This window comes from Serratia sp. PF-27 (genome assembly GCF_030053255.1).
In the GTDB taxonomy this organism is placed as follows: domain Bacteria; phylum Pseudomonadota; class Gammaproteobacteria; order Enterobacterales; family Enterobacteriaceae; genus Serratia; species Serratia bockelmannii.
Genome location: NZ_JASGBT010000019.1, coordinates 33,331 through 51,936 on the forward strand (window position 1 = coordinate 33,331; position 18,606 = coordinate 51,936).

Consider the following 18,606-nt stretch of genomic DNA (forward strand, 5'->3'; position numbering starts at 1 on the left):
TATGGTTACTGACGCTTCCAGCAGCAAAATTCAGGTACGCGATCTGAACTTCTACTATGGCAAATTCCATGCGCTGAAGAACATCACGCTGGATATCGCCAAGAACAAGGTCACCGCGTTTATCGGCCCGTCCGGCTGCGGCAAATCTACCCTGCTGCGCACCTTCAACAAGATGTACCAGCTGTACCCGGAACAGCGTGCGGAAGGCGGCATCCTGCTGGACGGCCAGAACATCCTGACCGACAACTCGGATATCGCACTGCTGCGCGCCAAGGTCGGCATGGTGTTCCAGAAGCCGACGCCGTTCCCGATGTCGATTTATGACAACATCGCCTTCGGCGTTCGCCTGTTTGAAAAGCTGTCGCGTGCCGATATGGACGAGCGCGTACAGTGGGCGCTGACCAAAGCGGCGCTGTGGAATGAAACCAAGGACAAGCTGCACCAGAGCGGCTACAGCCTCTCCGGCGGCCAGCAGCAGCGTCTGTGCATCGCCCGCGGCATCGCCATTCGTCCGGAAGTGCTGTTGCTGGATGAGCCTTGCTCGGCGCTGGATCCGATCTCCACCGGCAAGATTGAAGAGCTGATCAGCGAGCTGAAGGCTGATTACACCGTGGTGATCGTGACGCACAACATGCAGCAGGCGGCGCGCTGCTCCGACTCTACCGCATTTATGTATCTGGGCGAGCTGATCGAGTTCAGTGATACTGATAACCTGTTCACTGCGCCGCAGAAAAAGCAGACTGAAGACTACATCACTGGCCGTTATGGTTGATAGGAAGCATCATGGATAACCTGAATTTAAACAAACACATTTCCGGCCAGTTCAACGCAGAGCTCGAGCATATCCGCACCCAGGTGCTGACCATGGGCGGGCTGGTGGAGCAGCAGCTGACCGACGCCATCACCGCGATGCACAATCAGGATGGCGAGCTGGCCAAGCGCGTGATCGAAGGCGACGCCAAGGTCAACATGATGGAAGTGGCGATCGATGAAGCCTGCGTGCGCATTATCGCCAAGCGCCAGCCGACCGCCAGCGATCTGCGTCTGGTGATGGCGATCATCAAAACCATTTCCGAGCTGGAGCGCATCGGCGACGTGGCGGACAAGATCTGCCGCACCGCGCTGGAGAAGTTCTCGCACCAGCACCAGCCGCTGCTGGTCAGCCTGGAGTCGCTGGGGCGCCACACGGTGCAGATGCTGCACGACGTGCTGGACGCGTTCGCGCGCATGGATCTGGACGAGGCGATCCGTATTTACCGGGAAGATAAAAAGGTCGACCAGGAATACGAAGGCATCGTGCGTCAGCTGATGACCTACATGATGGAAGATTCGCGCACCATTCCGAGCGTGCTGACCGCGCTGTTCTGCGCCCGTTCTATCGAGCGTATCGGCGATCGCTGCCAGAACATCTGCGAATTTATCTTCTATTTCGTCAAAGGGCAGGATTTCCGTCATTTGGGCGGCGACGCCCTGGAAAAGCTGCTGTCTCCGGGCGGTAAAGACGAAAAAGATGACTAACCCTTTCCGGGTAATATCCTCCCAAGGCGCGGTTTCCCGCGCCTTTATTCCATCTTAAACGCGTAAAGATAAAAAGGTTATAAATATAGCTTTTTATATTATTTCCTGACCTATGTGGCGCTTGCTAGCTTATCCGCCAGCAGGACATCAACCACTTAGGAGCTTTCTATGAAACATCGCGCTTTGGCCTTAACGTTGTTAGCCAGTCTGACCGGTTTCGCCGCCGGCGCCGCGCACGCGGACAAACTTGACGATATCAAGCAAGCCGGCGTGGTGCGCATCGCGGTGTTCGACAGTAACCCGCCGTTCGGCTACATCGATCCGCAGAGCAAGAAGCTGGTGGGCTACGATGTGGACGTCGCCGACGCGATCGGCAAAGCGCTGGGGGTGAAAGTGGAGCTGCGCGCCACCAACCCGGCCAACCGCATTCCGCTGCTGGTGTCGAAGAAGGTTGACCTGATTGCCGCCAACTTCACCATTACCGACGAGCGCGCCAAGGAAGTGAACTTCAGCGTGCCGTACTTCGCCACTGGGCAGAAATTCATCGCCCGTAAAGGCGTGCTGAAAACGCCGGAAGACATCAAGAAACTGCGCATCGGCGCGGACAAGGGCACGGTGCAGGAAATCACCCTGCGCGAGCGTTTCCCGACGGCGAAAGTGATCTCCTACGATGATACCCCGCTGGCGTTCGTGGCGCTGCGTAACGGCAACGTGCAGGCGATCACTCAGGACGACGCCAAGCTGGTCGGCCTGCTCGGCAACCTGCCGGCGGCGCAAAAGGCGGAGTTTGAAATTTCGCCGTTCAGCCTGACCAAAGAGTATCAGGGGGTCGGCATTCCCAAGGGCGAAGATCGCCTGACCGCTGCGGTGAACGAGACGCTGATCAAGCTGGAAAACGACGGCGAAGCGGTTAAGATTTACGATCGCTGGTTCGGGCCGGAAACCCAATCCGCTCAACCGCGCGGCGATTTCAAAATCGCGCCTTTGGATCAGCAACCAAAAGCCTGACTTAACCGCTTGCGGTGAGATAGGCACGGAGGGGCGCAGCTTGCTGCGCCCCTGATGCATTCTGCAAGACAAGGATTGAACATGAACCTGGACTGGCTGCTGGCGCCGCAATACCTGAGCTGGCTGTGGCATGGCTTTCTGCTGACGCTGTGGCTTTCCGCCTGCGCGGGCCTGGCGGCCACGTTGCTGGGCTTTGTGCTGGCGGCGATGCGCGACAGCAGCCTGCGGCCGTTGCGTTGGCTGGCGATGGGGTACAGCTCGCTGTTTCGCAATACGCCGCTGCTGGTGCAGCTGTTCTTCTGGTACTTCGCCGCCGGGCAGATCCTGCCGTCCGCCGCCATGCAGTGGCTGAACAGCTCACATCAGGTCGGCCCGCTTGAGTGGCCGTCGTTCGAGTTTCTCGCCGGTTTCTTTGGCCTGACGCTCTACTCCACCGCCTTTATCGCCGAAGAGATCCGCTCCGGCATTCGCGGCGTCGCCGGCGGGCAGAAATATGCCGCTCAGGCGCTGGGACTGACCGGCTGGCAGGCGATGCGCTACGTGGTGTTGCCGCAGGCGCTGAAAATCGCGCTGCCGCCGCTGCTGGGGCAATACATGAACGTGATCAAGAACTCGTCGCTGACCATGGCGATCGGCGTTGCCGAACTCTCTTACGCCTCGCGTCAGGTCGAAACCGAAACCCTGCGCACTTTCCAGGCGTTCGGCGTGGCGACAGTGCTGTATATCGCCATCATCGCGCTGCTGGAAGGTTGGGGCATGTGGCGACAACAGCGTAAACCGCTGGGAGGACATTGAGATGGATTTCAGCGTGATTCACGACAACCTGGGTTACCTGCTGTGGGGCACCTGGCCGGACGGGCCGCTGGGCGGCGCGGCGCTGACGTTGGCGATCAGCCTGATGGCCGGCGTGGCCTCGGCGGTGCTCGGCACCTTACTCGGCGTGGCGCTGGCGATGTCACGCGGCGTCGCCGCCGGGCTGCTGGCGGCGGTGTTGGGCTTTTTCCGCGCCATTCCGGTCATCATGCTGATCTTCTGGACCTATTTCCTGCTGCCGATGGTCTTTGGCGTCGAGATCCCGGAAATCACTACCGTGGTGTGCGCGCTGGCGCTGATCGCCTCGGCCTATCTGGCCCATGCAGTGAAGGCCGGCATCGCCGCGATCGGCCCCGGCCAGTGGCAGGCTGGGCTTTCTCTGGGGCTGACGCGCTGGCAGACGCTGCGCATGATCGTGCTGCCGCAGGCGCTGCGCATGATGGTGCCGTCGTTCATCAACCAGTGGATCTCCCTGATCAAGGACACCTCGCTGGCTTATATCGTCGGCGTTGGCGAACTGACCTTCCTGGCGACCCAGGTCAACAACCGCAGCATGGTCTATCCAATGGAAGTGTTTCTGTTCGTGGCGCTGGTCTACTTCGTGTTCTGCCTGGCGCTCGATCTGCTGGCCAACGCGGTCAACCGCCGCTTCGGCGCGCAAACCCGCGCGCTGAAACGGTCCTGGCGCTGGTGGCGCAACAAGCCGCCGTTGCCGGCCAGTTAATCGGCCGTGAGCCGCCAGCCTCGTTCGCGCCACAGCGCGGGCAGTTGGGCCAGGTCGTCAAACGTGGTCACCAGCGGGTGGTCAATCGGCGGGTTATGCGGATCGGCGCAGAAGTAAAAGACCGGGATGCCGGCATGGATGCCGGCCTGCGCGCCGGCGGGCGAATCGTCCACCAGGATGCAGCGCGTCACCGGCACCTGCATCTGTTCGGCGGCGTGAAACACGATCGCCGGATCCGGCTTCCAGCGCTGAATGTCATAGCCGCTGAATAACCGGTCATCAAAATAAGGCAGCATGCCGGTCAGGCCGAGCGAATGCTGCATCTTGCTGACCGGCCCGTTGGAGACGGTGCAGACAGGCACCGTTATCTGCGCCAGCAGCTCACGGGCGCCGGCAATCTGTTGCAGTTCGCTGTCGAACAACCGCGCCACTTCCTGCCGATACAGTGGCTCCAGTGTCTCTTTGGCCAGGTCAGTGCCCTGCTCGGCGTTGACCCGATCGATGATCTCGTACAGCTTCACCCCTTTGTATTTCTTGAATACCTCTTCCAGCGACAGATGAATGCCGTAGTGGGCGAACATGTGCACATAGGCTTTGCTGCACAGCACTTCGCTGTCTACCAGCGTGCCATCGCAGTCGAACAAAATGCAGTCAATCTGATTCATGCGGGACAGGTTCCTTCGGGTTAACGCCGCTGAGGCCGCTCAGCGATCACTTGATCAGGTTACGCGCCTTGAGATCGTGCAAAATCAGCGCGGCGACGTGTGAGCACTGCGGCAGATCGCGACTGTCGCACCACTTCAGCTCGGCGATTTCGGCGGCCGGCTGCAGCTGCCCGGTAAAGTCGGCCTGGTAGCAGCGAATGCGCACCTGGGTGCCGTCCTGCTTGCCGTCCGCCGGGCCGGTGAATTCGCCGTAAAACGCGATGGATTGCGACAGCAGCGCAACGGTCAGCTCTTCGTCGATTTCGCGGCACAGCGCCTGTTCGTCGGTTTCGCCCGCTTCGCGCTTTCCGCCCGGCATATAAAACAGCGTCTTATTGTGTGAGCGCACCAGCGCCACTTTGTCATCTTTCAGCGCGATCAACGCCAGCTTATCGATAAAGGTCGAAGACATGCGGGCTCCTGTTTTTAACGGATAGGGATAGAGGGGCGATAGGCCATTTTATCGGCCGTGCCGGCAAACGGCAACGCAGCGGGCGGCAAGGGGGATGAATGCCTGTAAATACAAGCCGTTGACGCGTTTAGCCGTAAAGACGGCGAAAAAAACCTGTGACCGACATCAAAAGCCCCACTTTTTGTTATAGGATAGCCGGCGACTGTCCATTCCCATTTTCGGAATTCTGATAATGACCAAACCAGTATCTGGCCTTGACGCTGAGCAAGGCTTGCTTGGGCGTGTGTTTAAACTCAAGCAACATGGCACGACGGCGCGTACGGAAACGATTGCCGGTATCACCACCTTTCTCACCATGGTGTATATCGTGTTCGTTAACCCGCAAATTTTGGGCGCGGCGGGCATGGATACCCAGGCGGTATTTGTCACCACCTGTTTGATCGCCGCCTTCGGCAGCATCTTTATGGGCCTGCTGGCGAACCTGCCGGTGGCGCTGGCGCCGGCGATGGGCCTGAACGCCTTCTTCGCCTTCGTGGTGGTCGGCGCGATGGGCATCTCCTGGCAGGTGGGCATGGGCGCCATCTTCTGGGGGGCGGTCGGCCTGCTGTTGCTGACCATTTTCCGCATTCGCTATTGGATGATCGCTAACATTCCGGTCAGCCTGCGGGTCGGCATTACCAGCGGCATCGGTCTGTTCATCGGCATGATGGGGCTGAAAAACGCCGGCATCGTGGTGGCTAACCCGGATACGCTGGTGACCATCGGCAGTCTGACCTCGCACAACGTGCTGCTGGGGGCGCTCGGCTTCTTCATCATCGCCGTGCTCTCTTCGCGTAACTTCCACGCGGCGGTGCTGGTGTCGATCGTGGTCACCACCCTGATCGGCTGGATGCTGGGCGACGTGAAATACGGTGGCCTGTTCTCCCTGCCGCCGAGTATCACCTCGGTGGTGGGCCAGGTCGACGTGGCCGGCGCGCTGAACATCGGGCTGGCCGGGGTTATCTTCTCGTTTATGCTGGTGAACCTGTTCGACTCTTCCGGCACCCTGATCGGCGTTACCGATAAAGCCGGCCTGACCGACAACCAGGGCAAATTCCCGCGTATGAAGCAGGCGTTGTACGTTGACAGCATCAGCTCAGTGGCCGGTTCGCTGGCGGGTACCTCTTCCGTGACCGCTTACATCGAAAGCTCGTCCGGCGTCGCCGTCGGCGGCCGCACCGGTTTGACGGCGGTGGTCACTGGCCTGCTGTTCCTGCTGGTGATCTTCCTGTCGCCGTTGGCGGGTATGGTGCCGGCTTACGCTGCCGCCGGCGCGCTGATCTATGTCGGTGTACTGATGACCTCCAGCCTGGCGCGGGTGAAGTGGGACGATCTGACCGAAGCGGTACCGGCATTTGTCACCGCGGTGATGATGCCGTTCAGTTTCTCGATCACCGAAGGTATCGCGCTCGGCTTTATCTCCTACTGCGTGATGAAGCTCGGCACCGGCCGCTGGCGTGAAATCAGCCCGTGCGTGGTGGTGGTGGCGCTGCTGTTCGTACTGAAAATCGTCTTTGTCGACGGCCATTGACAGCCAAAGGGCCGACGTCTGTCGGCCCTGAACGCTAGACTCCCGGCGTCGCGTCCGGCGCCTGGTCCAACACCCACTGCAACGGCCGCCTGAAGCGCGCCTGCCAACTGCCGGCGGCATCCTCGCCCTGGGCGAAGTGCAGCGTCTCTACCTGGTTATCCTCTCCAAACAGATTGGCGAAGTGCAACGCCAGCGCCTGCTCGCTGAAGTTCTGCCGATCGTAATACGCCATCACGATTTTCTTTTGCGCCGCCAGCGACTGCTGGGCCGGCTTGATCTCCCCGTTGGGGGCGATCAGGAGCGCGCCGGCGTAAAACTGCGGGTACTTCGCGATCAGGTTGGCGGCGTGCAGTGCACCCTGGCCGCGGGCGCTGAGGTAAATCCGTTGGGTATTCAGCTTTAGCTGCGGAGCCAGCTGTTGCAGCGTACGCTGAATGGCGGTTTGGGTGCTCTCATCGCTGTAATTCGACCAGCGGAAGCTGTTTTCCGACAGCATCTGCGTGCCGTTGATCTCGATGTAGGCTACGCCCATTTCGCCGAACAGCAGCCGTTCTTCGGGGCTGATAGCGGCGGCTTTGCCGTAGGTATGCAGGAAGATCACCGTTGGCCAGCCTTCGGGCGGCGCTTCGCCGTCCGGCATCGCGTAGCTGGCTTTGCCTTCATAGCGGCGAGCGTGCTGCAGATAGCGCGCTTTGGTGGCGGCCAAAATGGATTGGTAGGTGGCGGAATGTTGAATGCTGTTGAAGGCGTCGTCCTCCAGCAGGTTGTAGTAGTACCACAGGCCGCGGTCGGCGCTCAGCTGCAGGTAGCGTTCCGCCAGCTCGGTTTGCCCTTTCTCTGCCGACGACACCGCCAACTGGTAGGGCGCCCAGACATTGCGGCCGTCTTCGCGCATCAGTGTCAGGTACAGCGACATGGCGCCCAGCTTTTTGTCTTCCTGGTTTTGCGCGGATCGCGACAGCTGGGCGTTGAGCGCACTGTGTGCCGGCAGCTCCAGCGGTTCTTCACCGGCGGGATAACGCATGTCTGCGGCGAAAGCGGGACTGGTGATGGAAACAAAAAATAACGCTAAAATGAAAAAATACATGATGCTATGGCTTTAATTTTCAATGAATTGACGGACTTCATGTCCTGTTGCGGCGCCCGGTGGGCGCCGCGAGACGGTCACTCCACGCGGCGAATAAAATCGCTGAACGCGGACAGCTGGCCGGTCAGGAAGTCCAGCGTTCCCTGATCGCTCAGTTCACCGGCCTGTTCATCGACCTTGCTCTGGATCACGCCGCCCATAAACTCAGGCTTGTTCATTACCATCGCATCGAGGAATACCAGGATCTGGCGCAGATGGTATTGGCAGCGCGCGCCGCCGATCGGCCCCATCGAGCTGGTTTGAATGGCGACCGGCTTGCCGGCCAGCGGCTGATTCGGCAAGCGAGACAGCCAGTCGATGGCGTTCTTCAACCCGCCGGGCACGGAATAGTTATATTCAGGGGTGACGATGATCACGCCGTCGGCCTGGCGGATCTGTTCGGCGATCGCCTCGACAGCGGCAGGGAAGCCTTCACCCTGTTGCATGTCGGCGTCGTACAGTGGGATATCGCGGATGGAAGGTAGCGCTTCAATGGTGACGCCCTGCGGAGCCAGCCCTGGCAGGGCGCGGGCCACCATGGCGTTGTAAGAGCCTTTACGCAGGCTGCCAAGCAGAGTGACGATTTTTAAGGCTTGGTCTGACATGATGATTCTCCCTTTCGAATGAGCAGATTCAGCGTACAACATGGGCGAATAGTAGGCTAAAGCGCGGGTCGAGAATAGGCGATTGCTCAACATTTAGCTGTCTTTACAATTTAATCCAGCGACTCGAGCGGTAAAGACAGCGTTATCCGCTTTGCGCCGCGTTAACCGGGCGTCTTCAGGCCCGTCAGTTTAACGAAGCGCGAGGACGCCGCCGGGCTGCGCGGTGAGATTTCCCCGTCTTTGTGCAGTCCACCGCGCTCTTCGTAGCGCCAGCACAGCAGGCGATCCAGCCCAGGGCTGCCGGCGCAGGCCCAGCTCAGGTATTCGTCGGCGTCGCTCATTACCTGAACGTCCGGCGTGGCACTGGAGCGCAGGTGGCCGGAGAAGGGATGCAGACGCAGCGTAGACTGGCCGCTGTTACCGAGGCCGGAAATTTTCAGCACGCTTTGCCGGATGCTCCACAGCTGAGTTTCTGCCTCCAGCCGATCGTCCTGCGCACCGATCCAGGCACTTTCTGCCGGTGTCTGATGCGCGTGTTGCAGCGCGCTTTGCCGGGTGCCGCGCGCCCGCATCACTTCGATATCCAGTCCGACCTTGCCCTCGTCGCTAAGCAGTACACCCACGGTGTTGCTGGCGTAGGCGAGGCTAAAATCGGGCAGCTGATGATCGGCGAAACAGGGGCGGCCGGTCGGCGTGGTGGCTATAAGGGGGAGCGTCGGCAAGCCGTACAGGTAGAACATCATTTCGGCGAGCAGAATGCGCCCTTGCAGGTAGCGCGTGCGGCGCTTAACGGAAAAGGTGCGGGTGGCGGCTATCACTTCGTCGGAGAGTCTCTGGGTATCCAGGACAGCGGAGGCCGGGGTCCATCGGGCAAAATGACACGCCATTGTTCACTCCATGACAGAGGGTCGCTAAGAACGCAGGGGTGTTAGATTAAGACTAAGTTGAGGATTTATCATCAAAAAACACTATGCGTTTTATCCGATTTGTTGCCGATTGACCGGCGCAGACGTTATTCCAGGATCCAGCTATCGCCGGTGGCCGGCGAGGTCCCTGCCGGCAGCCATAGCCGGCCCCAGGCGCCGGTACAGTGGCAGCCCATGATCTTTTCCGGCTGATGCTGCCGCAAAAAACGGCGGACGCGCCAGAGCGTGCGCGGGGAAGCGCAGCGCAGATGAAAACCGCCGATCAAGGCGTGGATGCGATCGATCCCGGTGATTTTCTGGCAATGGCGCACGATATTGACGATCCCGCGGTGCCCACAGCCGGTCACGATCACCAGACCACGATCCGATTTGTAAATCAGCACGCCTTCGTCGATCACGTAATCCACCGCTGCGTTCTCCCCGGCGATCACCCCGTAGGCGCGCGGGGCGGGCACCGCGATCTCGCCTGACCACATAAAGCGATTGCCGATCGCCAGCGGTTCGCGGCTGTAGTGCATGCGGTGGCGCGAGTAGTCGATATCCAAAGAGAGCTTTTTGATTTTGCGGGTGTGGCCCAGCACCTTCAGCGCCGCATAGCGTTCATCCCCGACCTGCGGGTGGCAGATGATGCGGCTGTTATCGGGCAGCCAGGCGACGCCGCCGCAGTGGTCATAGTGGCCGTGGGAGAGCACCGTCGCGGTGATGCGGGAAAGATCGACGCCCATCAGCGCCGCATTGTGCAGAAAGCTGTCGTCGGGGCCGGTATCGAACAGTATGGACGTCGTCTCATCCTCAATCAGCAGGCTTAGCCCGGCCTTGGCCTGCAATAATGGGTTAGCGCCGGCGGCGCGGCGGTTTTCCAGCAGTACCTTGAGGGTCAATGCCATGTTGACTCGTTCCTGAGAGAGATTCCTGACGCGCCAGTATAGCGCGGGGGACGGGGGCGGCTCTGTGAGCCGGCGCGCAGAGCGAGCGCGGAAAAAAACGGCCGGAACAAGGGCTTGTCCCGGCCGTGAAGGCGTCTGGCGGCGTTATTTACCGATACAGAAGCTGGAGAAGATGCGGCCCAGCAGGTCGTCGGAGGTGAATTCGCCGGTGATTTCACTCAAGGCCAGCTGCGCCTGGCGCAGCTCCTCGGCCAACAGCTCACCCGCGTAAGCGCTCACTAACTGTTCTTTGCCCTGCACCAGGTGCTGTGCCGCCAGTTCCAGCGCCTGCAGGTGGCGACGGCGCGCCAGGAAGCCGCCTTCCATGTTGCTGGTGAAGCCCATGCTCTGTTTAAGATGATCGCGCAGCACATCGACGCCTTCGCCGGTGCGGGCCGACAGGCGAATAAGTGAGTGGTTGTTCACTTCTGTCAGACCCAGCGTTTCACCGGTGATGTCGGCCTTGTTGCGCACCACGGTGATCGGCAGCGTGCCCGGCAGGCGCGCCATAAACTCCGGCCAGATCTCAGCCGGCTCGGTGGCGGCGGTGGTGGTGCCGTCAACCATAAACAGCACTCGGTCGGCCTGTTCGATCTCATTCCATGCACGTTCGATGCCGATACGCTCAACTTCGTCGCTGGCGTCGCGCAGGCCGGCGGTGTCGATGATGTGCAGCGGCATGCCGTCGATATGGATATGTTCGCGCAAGACGTCGCGGGTGGTGCCGGCGATATCGGTGACGATCGCCGCCTCGCGCCCGGCCAACGCATTGAGCAGGCTCGATTTACCGGCGTTGGGGCGCCCGGCTATCACTACCTTCATCCCTTCGCGCAGCAGGCTGCCCTGGCGCGCTTCACCGCGCACGTTGTCCAGATCCGCCATTACGTCGTTGAGCTGCGCCTCGATTTTACCGTCGGACAGGAAATCAATTTCCTCATCCGGGAAGTCGATCGCCGCTTCCACGTAGATTCGCAGGTGAGTGAGCGCTTCCACGAGCTGGTGGATGCGGGTGGAGAACGCACCCTGCAGCGAGTTCATCGCCGAACGCGCCGCCTGCTCGGAGCTGGCGTCGATCAGATCGGCAATCGCTTCGGCCTGCGCCAAATCGAGTTTGTCGTTGAGAAATGCGCGCTCGGAGAACTCGCCGGGCCGTGCGATGCGCACGTCAGGGAGCGCCAGCACACGCTTGAGCAACAGATCGAGGATCACCGGCCCGCCGTGACCCTGCAGTTCCAGCACGTCTTCGCCGGTAAAGGAGTTCGGCCCCGGGAACCACAGCGCGATGCCCTGATCGAGGGTGGCGCCCGTGGCGTCGCGGAACGGCAGATAGTCAGCGTAGCGCGGCTTCGGCAGCTTGCCGAGCAACGCCTGGGCGACGTCTTTGGCCTTGCTTCCGGAAATGCGCAGAATGCCGACGCCGCCGCGTCCCGGCGGGGTGGCTTGGGCAACGATGGTATCGGTGGTGCTCATAACGGTTCTCTCTGACGATTAAGATGCAAAAAGGCGGTCTAATGACCGCCTTTGGGGTGACTGCAAGGGTCGGCGCGCCGAACCCCTACAATACGCTTAGCTTTTTTTCTTGTCGCGGCTGTGCAGACCGCGTTTTTCCAGACCACGGTAAATCAGCTGCTGCTGCAGGATGGTCACCAGGTTACTGACGATGTAGTACAGCACCAGACCGGACGGGAACCACAGGAAGAACACTGTGAAGATCACCGGCATGAAGGTCATGATTTTCTGCTGCATCGGGTCAGTCACGGTGGTTGGCGACATCTTCTGAATGAAGAACATCGTCACGCCCATCAGGATTGGCAGGATGTAGTACGGGTCTTGCGCCGACAGGTCATGGATCCACAGGGCGAACGGCGCGTGGCGCAGCTCGACCGAGCCCATCAGCATGTAGTACAGCGCCAGGAAGATCGGCATCTGAATGATCAGCGGCAGGCAGCCGCCGAGCGGGTTCACTTTCTCCGACTTGTACAGCGCCATCATCTCTTGGCTCATGCGCTGTTTGTCATCGCCGATGCGCTCGCGCATCGCCTGCAGCTTCGGCTGCAGCATGCGCATTTTCGCCATCGAGGTGTACTGCGCCTTGGTCAGCGGGTACATGATGCCGCGCACGATGAAGGTGATGATGATGATGGAGAAGCCCCAGTTACCGATAAAGCCGTGGATGAACTTCAGCAGTTTGAACAGCGGCTGGGAGATGAACCACAGCCAGCCGTAATCCACGGTCAGGTCCAGGTGCGGCGCCAACTGGGCCATCTGATCCTGCAGCTCCGGGCCGACCCACAGGGTCGCGTTCAGCTGCTGCTGAGCGCCAGGCTGCACCACGACCGGGGTAGATTTGAAGCCGATAGTGGACAGGTTGTCACCCGGTTTGGCGGTGTAGAAGGTGTTGTCACCCTTGGTCGCCGGTACCCACGCGGTGGCGAAGTACTGCTGCAGCATGGCGACCCAACCGTCTTTGGTGGTGACGCTCAGGTTTTCGTCTTTGTCGAACGCGTATTTCTGGTACTTGTCCTCGCTGGACGAGTACGCCGCGCCGCGGAAGGTGTGCAGCGCGAAGTTGCTGCTGCCGGTGTCGCGGTGCTTAGGCAATTCGGTGGTCTGCTTCAGCTGGCCGAACAGGGTCAGCTCCAGCGGCGTCGCGCCTTTGTTGTCGATGCTGTAATCCACGCCGACCGCATAGTGATTGCGTTTGAGCACGAAGGTCTTGGTGTAGATCGCGCCGTCTTTATCGGTGTAGGTCAGCGGGATGCGCAGCTCGTCCTGGCCTTCCGGCAGGGTGTAGCTGTCCTGCGCCGCCTGATACAGCGGGCGCTCGCCGTTGGCCGGGTTGTCCGGGCCGTTTTTACCGGTCAGGCCGCTTTGTGCCTGATAGACGAACGACGGAGTGGTTTCCAGCAGTTGGAACGGAGTCGATGAACCCAGAGTATCCGGGTAGGCCAACAGTTTAGCCTGCTCGATATCGCCACCACGGGTGTTGATGGTCAGTGACAGCACGTCGGTGTTCACGGTAATCAGCTTACCCTGACCACTGGCTGGCACGGCCTGGCTGGCGGCATCACCGGCTACTGCGTTCGAAGTCTGTTGCGTGGTCTGTGCGGCCGGCTGCGGAGCGTTGTCCGTTTGCCATGCCTGCCAGATCATGAAAGACACGAACAGCAGAGCGATGAGGAGAAGATTGCGTTGCGAATCCATCGTTAGTGTTCTCTGTTATCGTCGGTTTTTGGCGGCACCGGATCATCGCCACCTGGGTTCAAAGGGTGGCATTTTAATACGCGTTTCAATGCTAACCAACTGCCTTTTATCATGCCAAACCTGCTTAATGCCTCAATTGCGTAATGAGAGCATGTCGGCTGGAAGCGACAACGAGGCCCTAGCAGCGGACTGATGACGAGCTGATAGGCCCGCACCAGCCCGATCAGGATGCGGGAGCCTGGCGACAGTGGCGACGCCATAATTTATCCAAAGCTTCCGTCAGCGCGCGGTTATCCAAATCCGCTATCCCCTTTTTGGCCACCACGACAAAATCCATCGCCGGTAATTCGTGCTGACGCAAGCGGAAGCTTTCGCGGGTTAGGCGTTTGATCCGATTACGCTCGTGCGCGCGTTTGACGTGTTTTTTGGCGACGGTAAGACCGATGCGGGGATGCCCCAGCTGGTTCAGGCGGCCGAGGATGGTGATTTGCGGCGTGCCAGCCCGTTGTGGCTGCTGGAAGACGAAAGTGAAATGAGTGGGAGTTAACAAACGTAACTCCCTGGGAAAAGCGAGCTTAACCACTCAGCGGGTTAGCTTTATTACTTAGAAACAGTCAGACGAGCACGGCCTTTCGCACGACGGCGGGCCAGAACTTGACGACCATTTTTGGTGGCCATACGAGCACGGAAACCGTGGCTACGGTTGCGCTTCAATACGGACGGTTGGAAAGTGCGTTTCATAGCGATTTCTACCTAAACTTAAAATAATTACTGATCAGTAAACGCGTTTGGCTACTCGGCGTGAAGATGACCGACGCCTCAATCGCAATACATAAAGAAGCGGGATTGTAATAATTGTACAGTCCTGAGTCAATTCGCATCGCGCCAGCCTACCTGGTTGTCTGCCAATAACGGAACAAAATCCGGTCTTGGCCCGTGGTCACCGCAGAATCCTGTCTGGCTAATGACGCACCATAAGGAACCAGGTATCACACGTAGGGCGAAGATTATACGGACTCGGGGTGAAATCGCAAGGATCCCCGTGAGATCCTTTGCGCGCGATCCCAGGATCCGACGTGGATAACAGGGTATAACCGGTTGACAATGTAAAAAACGCGGCGCAGCGGCCGGGATCTGCGCGGTCATTCGGCGTTGGCGGTGAAAAGATCGCCGCCGGCCGCGGCCTGTGGATAAAATGGATCTAATCTGTGAGGAAGGGGAGGATCTCTTGCTCGGATTGCGCTATGATCCGTCATTCCGATCGCGATCCCTCATGCCGGGATCGTGAGGGACACAAACCGTGAAAGGCGGTTCGCATCCCCCACAGGCAAACAGCCGATGCCGGGTATGTGTCAAAAATCATGAGTTATAAAAAAGTTGCCCGTTTCTTTTCTTTATTGATCTTGTTCGAGTGGAGTCCGCCGTGTCACTTTCGCTTTGGCAGCAGTGTCTTGCCCGATTGCAGGATGAGTTACCTGCCACAGAATTTAGTATGTGGATTCGCCCATTGCAGGCGGAACTGAGTGACAACACCCTGGCGCTGTACGCGCCTAACCGTTTTGTGCTGGATTGGGTTCGCGATAAGTACTTAAACAACATCAATGGTCTGCTGAATGATTTCTGCGGCACGGACGCGCCTTTGCTGCGTTTTGAAGTCGGCAGCAAGCCGATCACGCAGGTGATCAGCCAGACCGTGACCGCCAGCGTCAGCAGCGCCCCTGCGGCCCCGGCGGCGCGTACGGCTGCACCTTTGCGCCCGAGCTGGGACAACGCGGCGGCGCAGCCCGAGCTCTCTTACCGCTCCAACGTCAATCCTAAACACACCTTCGACAACTTCGTCGAGGGTAAGTCCAACCAGCTGGCGCGCGCGGCGGCTCGCCAGGTGGCGGACAATCCGGGCGGCGCCTACAACCCTTTGTTCCTGTATGGCGGTACCGGCCTGGGTAAAACTCACCTGCTGCACGCGGTCGGCAACGGCATCATGGCGCGCAAGGCCAACGCCAAAGTGGTCTACATGCACTCGGAACGCTTCGTGCAGGACATGGTCAAAGCGTTGCAAAATAATGCCATCGAAGAGTTTAAGCGCTACTACCGTTCGGTCGACGCCTTACTTATCGATGACATCCAATTTTTCGCCAACAAGGAGCGTTCGCAGGAAGAGTTCTTCCATACCTTTAACGCCCTGTTGGAAGGCAATCAGCAGATCATCCTGACCTCGGATCGCTACCCTAAAGAGATCAATGGGGTGGAAGATCGCTTGAAGTCCCGCTTCGGTTGGGGGCTGACGGTGGCGATCGAGCCGCCGGAGCTGGAAACCCGCGTGGCGATCCTGATGAAAAAGGCCGACGAAAACGACATTCGCCTGCCGGGCGAAGTGGCGTTCTTCATCGCCAAGCGCCTGCGTTCCAACGTGCGTGAGCTCGAAGGGGCATTGAACCGCGTGATCGCCAACGCCAACTTTACCGGCCGGGCTATCACCATTGATTTCGTGCGCGAAGCGCTGCGCGATCTGCTGGCGCTGCAGGAAAAGCTGGTCACCATCGACAATATCCAAAAGACGGTGGCGGAGTATTACAAGATTAAAGTCGCGGATTTGCTGTCCAAGCGGCGTTCGCGATCCGTTGCCCGCCCGCGCCAGATGGCGATGGCGCTGGCGAAGGAACTCACCAACCACAGTCTGCCGGAAATCGGCGATGCGTTTGGTGGCCGCGACCATACCACGGTGTTGCACGCCTGCCGGAAGATCGAGCAGCTGCGTGAGGAAAGTCACGACATCAAAGAAGATTTCTCCAATTTAATCAGAACATTATCTTCATAGCGCTATGAAATTTATCGTTGAACGTGAGCATCTGCTAAAACCGCTGCAACAGGTGAGCAGCCCGCTGGGCGGCCGCCCGACCTTGCCGATCCTGGGCAACCTGCTGTTGCAGGTGACGGAAGGCTCCCTGCTGCTGACCGGCACCGATCTGGAGATGGAGATGGTGGCGCGCGTCGCCCTGTCCCAACCGCATGAGCCGGGCGCGACCACCGTGCCTGCGCGCAAATTCTTTGATATCTGCCGTGGCCTGCCGGAAGGGGCGGAGATCGCCGTCACGCTGGAGAGCGAGCGCATGCTGGTGCGGTCCGGCCGCAGCCGTTTCTCACTGTCTACGCTGCCCGCGGCGGATTTCCCGAACCTGGATGACTGGCAGAGCGAGGTGGAATTTACCTTGCCGCAGGCGACGCTGAAGCGCCTGATCGAAGCTACCCAGTTCTCGATGGCCCATCAGGACGTGCGTTACTACCTGAACGGCATGCTGTTTGAAACCGAAGGCGAAGAGCTGCGCACCGTCGCGACCGACGGCCACCGCCTGGCGGTGTGCTCGATGCCGATCGGCCAGCAGCTGCCGTCGCATTCGGTGATCGTGCCGCGTAAAGGGGTGATGGAGCTGGTGCGCCTGCTGGACGGCGGCGATTCGCTGCTGCAGTTGCAGATCGGCAGCAACAACATCCGCGCCCACGTCGGCGATTTCATCTTCACGTCCAAGCTGGTTGACGGCCGTTTCCCGGACTATCGTCGCGTCTTGCCGAAGAACCCGGATAAAACGCTGGAAGCCGGCTGCGATCTGCTCAAGCAGGCGTTTGCCCGCGCGGCTATTCTCTCGAACGAGAAATTCCGCGGCGTGCGGCTGTACGTCAGCCAGAACCAGCTGAAGATCACCGCCAACAACCCGGAGCAGGAAGAGGCGGAAGAGATCCTCGACGTCAGCTACGACGGCGCGGAGATGGAGATCGGTTTCAACGTCAGCTACGTGCTGGACGTGTTGAACGCGCTCAAGTGTGAAGACGTGCGCCTGCTGTTGACCGACTCGGTCTCCAGCGTGCAGATCGAAGACGGCGCCAGCCAGGCGGCGGCCTACGTTGTCATGCCGATGCGGTTGTAGTCTCGTTACCTTGAATTACAGCACCGTCATCGGTAAAGAGATTGCATGGCTCTGACGCGTTTATTGATTAAAGACTTCCGCAATATCGAGGCGGCGGATTTGGCGCTAGCGCCGGGATTCAACTTCCTGGTTGGCGCCAACGGCAGCGGCAAGACCAGCGTGCTGGAAGCGGTGTATACGCTCGGCCACGGCCGTGCCTTTCGCAGCCTGCAGGCTGGTCGGGTGATTCGCCACGACCAACCGGAGTTCGTGTTGCATGGCCGCATCGAAGGTGCGGAGCGCGAGCTGTCGGTAGGATTGAGTAAGAGCCGTCAGGGTGACAGCAAAGTACGCATCGATGGCAGCGACGGCCACAAGGTGGCCGAGCTGGCGCAGCTGCTGCCCATGCAGCTGATCACCCCCGAAGGTTTTACCCTGCTGAACGGCGGGCCGAAATTCCGGCGCGCCTTCCTGGACTGGGGCTGTTTTCATAACGAACCCGGTTTTTTCACCGCCTGGAGCAACCTGAAACGGTTACTGAAGCAGCGCAATGCCGCGCTGCGCCAGGTGAGTCGCTATGCGCAGATCCGCGCTTGGGATCAGGAACTGATCCCGCTCGCGGAGCGCATCAGCGAATGGCGGGCGGAATACAGCGACGCGATCGCCGCGGATATCACCGCGACCTGTGCGCAGTTTCTGCCTGAATTCGGCCTGAGCTTCTCCTTCCAACGCGGCTGGGACAAAGAGAGCGACTACGGCGAGCTGCTGGAGCGCCAGTTTGAGCGCGACAGGGCGTTGACCTATACCGCGGTGGGGCCGCATAAAGCGGACTTTCGCATTCGTGCCGACGGCACGCCGGTAGAGGATTTGTTATCGCGCGGTCAGCTTAAGCTGCTGATGTGCGCGTTGCGCTTGGCGCAGGGTGAGTTTCTCACCCGGCAGAGCGGGCGGCGTTGCCTGTATCTGATTGATGATTTTGCCTCCGAGCTGGACACCGGCCGTCGCCGGTTGCTGGCCGATCGCCTGAAAGCCACCCAGGCCCAGGTTTTTGTCAGCGCAGTCAGCGCTGAACAAGTGACCGACATGGCCGGTGAAAAGGGCAAGATGTTCCGCGTGGAACAGGGTAAAATAGAGGTTCAACCACAGGACTAAAATGAGCGAGAAACGT

Annotated in this window: 20 protein-coding genes; 9 read left to right on the forward strand and 11 right to left on the reverse strand. The window is 59.7% G+C overall.

The features are described from left to right. Position 1: 1 nt before the first annotated feature. From pstB to QMZ29_RS11770, 5 genes are all read left to right on the forward strand, one after another. Complete coding sequence (pstB, locus tag QMZ29_RS11750) at positions 2–772, forward strand: phosphate ABC transporter ATP-binding protein PstB (RefSeq protein WP_016929614.1); 771 nt, start codon at positions 2–4, stop codon at positions 770–772. Positions 773–783: 11 nt separating this feature from the next. Then, positions 784–1,518 carry a phosphate signaling complex protein PhoU gene (gene phoU / locus QMZ29_RS11755; protein WP_004933833.1) on the forward strand — a complete coding sequence of 245 codons (735 nt, stop codon included), beginning with the start codon at positions 784–786 and terminating at the stop codon, positions 1,516–1,518. A 168-nt stretch (positions 1,519–1,686) separates the two neighbouring features. Next, complete coding sequence (locus QMZ29_RS11760; protein WP_060434924.1) at positions 1,687–2,526, forward strand: ABC transporter substrate-binding protein; 840 nt, start codon at positions 1,687–1,689, stop codon at positions 2,524–2,526. A gap of 81 nt (positions 2,527–2,607) precedes the next feature. Beyond that, on the forward strand, positions 2,608–3,321 hold the full coding sequence (locus QMZ29_RS11765) for an amino acid ABC transporter permease (protein WP_025304748.1): 714 nt from the start codon (positions 2,608–2,610) through the stop codon (positions 3,319–3,321). A 1-nt stretch (position 3,322) separates the two neighbouring features. Further along, a complete protein-coding gene (locus QMZ29_RS11770) occupies positions 3,323–4,063 on the forward strand; it encodes an amino acid ABC transporter permease (protein WP_004933841.1) in 741 nt (246 codons plus the stop codon). Here the strand turns inward: QMZ29_RS11770 and yieH are convergent. Both yieH and QMZ29_RS11780 read right to left on the reverse strand, forming a co-directional pair. After that, positions 4,060–4,728 (reverse strand): 6-phosphogluconate phosphatase, encoded by a 669-nt coding sequence (yieH, locus tag QMZ29_RS11775; protein ID WP_025304749.1) that lies wholly within the window; start codon positions 4,726–4,728, stop codon positions 4,060–4,062. The two genes, QMZ29_RS11770 and yieH, sit on opposite strands and share 4 nt — an antisense overlap. Positions 4,729–4,774: 46 nt before the next feature. Continuing rightward, entirely contained in the window at positions 4,775–5,179 is a 405-nt protein-coding gene (locus QMZ29_RS11780; protein ID WP_016929609.1) for an NUDIX hydrolase, read from the reverse strand. Between the two features lie 232 nt (positions 5,180–5,411). On the opposite strand from QMZ29_RS11780, the gene QMZ29_RS11785 reads away from it, so the two are divergent. Further along, positions 5,412–6,749 carry an NCS2 family permease gene (locus tag QMZ29_RS11785; RefSeq protein ID WP_004933851.1) on the forward strand — a complete coding sequence of 446 codons (1,338 nt, stop codon included), beginning with the start codon at positions 5,412–5,414 and terminating at the stop codon, positions 6,747–6,749. 34 nt (positions 6,750–6,783) lie between these two features. Here QMZ29_RS11785 and QMZ29_RS11790 read toward each other — a convergent pair whose 3' ends face one another. From QMZ29_RS11790 to rpmH, 9 genes are all read right to left on the reverse strand, one after another. Beyond that, positions 6,784–7,836: an alpha/beta hydrolase gene (locus tag QMZ29_RS11790; protein WP_025304751.1), complete on the reverse strand. Its 1,053-nt coding sequence runs from the start codon at positions 7,834–7,836 to the stop codon at positions 6,784–6,786. A 77-nt stretch (positions 7,837–7,913) separates the two neighbouring features. Next, entirely contained in the window at positions 7,914–8,480 is a 567-nt protein-coding gene (locus QMZ29_RS11795; RefSeq protein ID WP_025304752.1) for an NADPH-dependent FMN reductase, read from the reverse strand. A gap of 161 nt (positions 8,481–8,641) precedes the next feature. After that, positions 8,642–9,367 carry a 4'-phosphopantetheinyl transferase family protein gene (locus QMZ29_RS11800; protein WP_060434921.1) on the reverse strand — a complete coding sequence of 242 codons (726 nt, stop codon included), beginning with the start codon at positions 9,365–9,367 and terminating at the stop codon, positions 8,642–8,644. 125 nt (positions 9,368–9,492) lie between these two features. Continuing rightward, positions 9,493–10,293, reverse strand: coding sequence for an MBL fold metallo-hydrolase (locus tag QMZ29_RS11805; RefSeq protein WP_060434919.1), 801 nt, complete (start codon positions 10,291–10,293; stop codon positions 9,493–9,495). A 144-nt stretch (positions 10,294–10,437) separates the two neighbouring features. Further along, positions 10,438–11,802, reverse strand: coding sequence for a tRNA uridine-5-carboxymethylaminomethyl(34) synthesis GTPase MnmE (mnmE, locus tag QMZ29_RS11810; protein WP_004933873.1), 1,365 nt, complete (start codon positions 11,800–11,802; stop codon positions 10,438–10,440). A gap of 96 nt (positions 11,803–11,898) precedes the next feature. Further along, entirely contained in the window at positions 11,899–13,536 is a 1,638-nt protein-coding gene (gene yidC / locus QMZ29_RS11815; protein ID WP_025304756.1) for a membrane protein insertase YidC, read from the reverse strand. 2 nt (positions 13,537–13,538) lie between these two features. After that, on the reverse strand, positions 13,539–13,796 hold the full coding sequence (gene yidD, locus QMZ29_RS11820; RefSeq protein WP_004933881.1) for a membrane protein insertion efficiency factor YidD: 258 nt from the start codon (positions 13,794–13,796) through the stop codon (positions 13,539–13,541). After that, the gene (rnpA, locus tag QMZ29_RS11825; RefSeq protein ID WP_004933883.1) at positions 13,760–14,119 is read right to left on the reverse strand and encodes a ribonuclease P protein component; all 360 of its coding nucleotides are present in this window, start codon (positions 14,117–14,119) and stop codon (positions 13,760–13,762) included. The genes yidD and rnpA overlap by 37 nt, the downstream gene beginning before the upstream one ends. A gap of 17 nt (positions 14,120–14,136) precedes the next feature. Then, entirely contained in the window at positions 14,137–14,277 is a 141-nt protein-coding gene (gene rpmH, locus QMZ29_RS11830) for a 50S ribosomal protein L34 (RefSeq protein WP_000831330.1), read from the reverse strand. A gap of 682 nt (positions 14,278–14,959) precedes the next feature. On the opposite strand from rpmH, the gene dnaA reads away from it, so the two are divergent. Genes dnaA through recF form a run of 3 tightly spaced genes read left to right on the forward strand, consistent with a single transcriptional unit; the run spans position 14,960 to position 18,590 of the window. After that, positions 14,960–16,354 carry a chromosomal replication initiator protein DnaA gene (gene dnaA, locus QMZ29_RS11835; protein WP_071826153.1) on the forward strand — a complete coding sequence of 465 codons (1,395 nt, stop codon included), beginning with the start codon at positions 14,960–14,962 and terminating at the stop codon, positions 16,352–16,354. Positions 16,355–16,358: 4 nt separating this feature from the next. Beyond that, positions 16,359–17,459 carry a DNA polymerase III subunit beta gene (dnaN, locus tag QMZ29_RS11840; protein WP_004933892.1) on the forward strand — a complete coding sequence of 367 codons (1,101 nt, stop codon included), beginning with the start codon at positions 16,359–16,361 and terminating at the stop codon, positions 17,457–17,459. Between the two features lie 45 nt (positions 17,460–17,504). Continuing rightward, complete coding sequence (gene recF / locus QMZ29_RS11845) at positions 17,505–18,590, forward strand: DNA replication/repair protein RecF (protein WP_025304758.1); 1,086 nt, start codon at positions 17,505–17,507, stop codon at positions 18,588–18,590. Positions 18,591–18,606: the final 16 nt, after the last annotated feature.

What these genes read in the sequence shown, in the direction of transcription:
- pstB (WP_016929614.1), top strand. Translation starts at nt 2, where the DNA reads ATGGTTACTGACGCTTCCAGCAGCAAAATTCAGGTACGCGATCTGAAC.
- phoU (WP_004933833.1), top strand. Translation starts at nt 784, where the DNA reads ATGGATAACCTGAATTTAAACAAACACATTTCCGGCCAGTTCAACGCA.
- QMZ29_RS11760 (WP_060434924.1), top strand. Translation starts at nt 1,687, where the DNA reads ATGAAACATCGCGCTTTGGCCTTAACGTTGTTAGCCAGTCTGACCGGT.
- QMZ29_RS11765 (WP_025304748.1), top strand. Translation starts at nt 2,608, where the DNA reads ATGAACCTGGACTGGCTGCTGGCGCCGCAATACCTGAGCTGGCTGTGG.
- QMZ29_RS11770 (WP_004933841.1), top strand. Translation starts at nt 3,323, where the DNA reads ATGGATTTCAGCGTGATTCACGACAACCTGGGTTACCTGCTGTGGGGC.
- yieH (WP_025304749.1), bottom strand. Translation starts at nt 4,728, where the DNA reads ATGAATCAGATTGACTGCATTTTGTTCGACTGCGATGGCACGCTGGTA.
- QMZ29_RS11780 (WP_016929609.1), bottom strand. Translation starts at nt 5,179, where the DNA reads ATGTCTTCGACCTTTATCGATAAGCTGGCGTTGATCGCGCTGAAAGAT.
- QMZ29_RS11785 (WP_004933851.1), top strand. Translation starts at nt 5,412, where the DNA reads ATGACCAAACCAGTATCTGGCCTTGACGCTGAGCAAGGCTTGCTTGGG.
- QMZ29_RS11790 (WP_025304751.1), bottom strand. Translation starts at nt 7,836, where the DNA reads ATGTATTTTTTCATTTTAGCGTTATTTTTTGTTTCCATCACCAGTCCC.
- QMZ29_RS11795 (WP_025304752.1), bottom strand. Translation starts at nt 8,480, where the DNA reads ATGTCAGACCAAGCCTTAAAAATCGTCACTCTGCTTGGCAGCCTGCGT.
- QMZ29_RS11800 (WP_060434921.1), bottom strand. Translation starts at nt 9,367, where the DNA reads ATGGCGTGTCATTTTGCCCGATGGACCCCGGCCTCCGCTGTCCTGGAT.
- QMZ29_RS11805 (WP_060434919.1), bottom strand. Translation starts at nt 10,293, where the DNA reads ATGGCATTGACCCTCAAGGTACTGCTGGAAAACCGCCGCGCCGCCGGC.
- mnmE (WP_004933873.1), bottom strand. Translation starts at nt 11,802, where the DNA reads ATGAGCACCACCGATACCATCGTTGCCCAAGCCACCCCGCCGGGACGC.
- yidC (WP_025304756.1), bottom strand. Translation starts at nt 13,536, where the DNA reads ATGGATTCGCAACGCAATCTTCTCCTCATCGCTCTGCTGTTCGTGTCT.
- yidD (WP_004933881.1), bottom strand. Translation starts at nt 13,796, where the DNA reads ATGGCGTCGCCACTGTCGCCAGGCTCCCGCATCCTGATCGGGCTGGTG.
- rpmH (WP_000831330.1), bottom strand. Translation starts at nt 14,277, where the DNA reads ATGAAACGCACTTTCCAACCGTCCGTATTGAAGCGCAACCGTAGCCAC.
- dnaN (WP_004933892.1), top strand. Translation starts at nt 16,359, where the DNA reads ATGAAATTTATCGTTGAACGTGAGCATCTGCTAAAACCGCTGCAACAG.
- recF (WP_025304758.1), top strand. Translation starts at nt 17,505, where the DNA reads ATGGCTCTGACGCGTTTATTGATTAAAGACTTCCGCAATATCGAGGCG.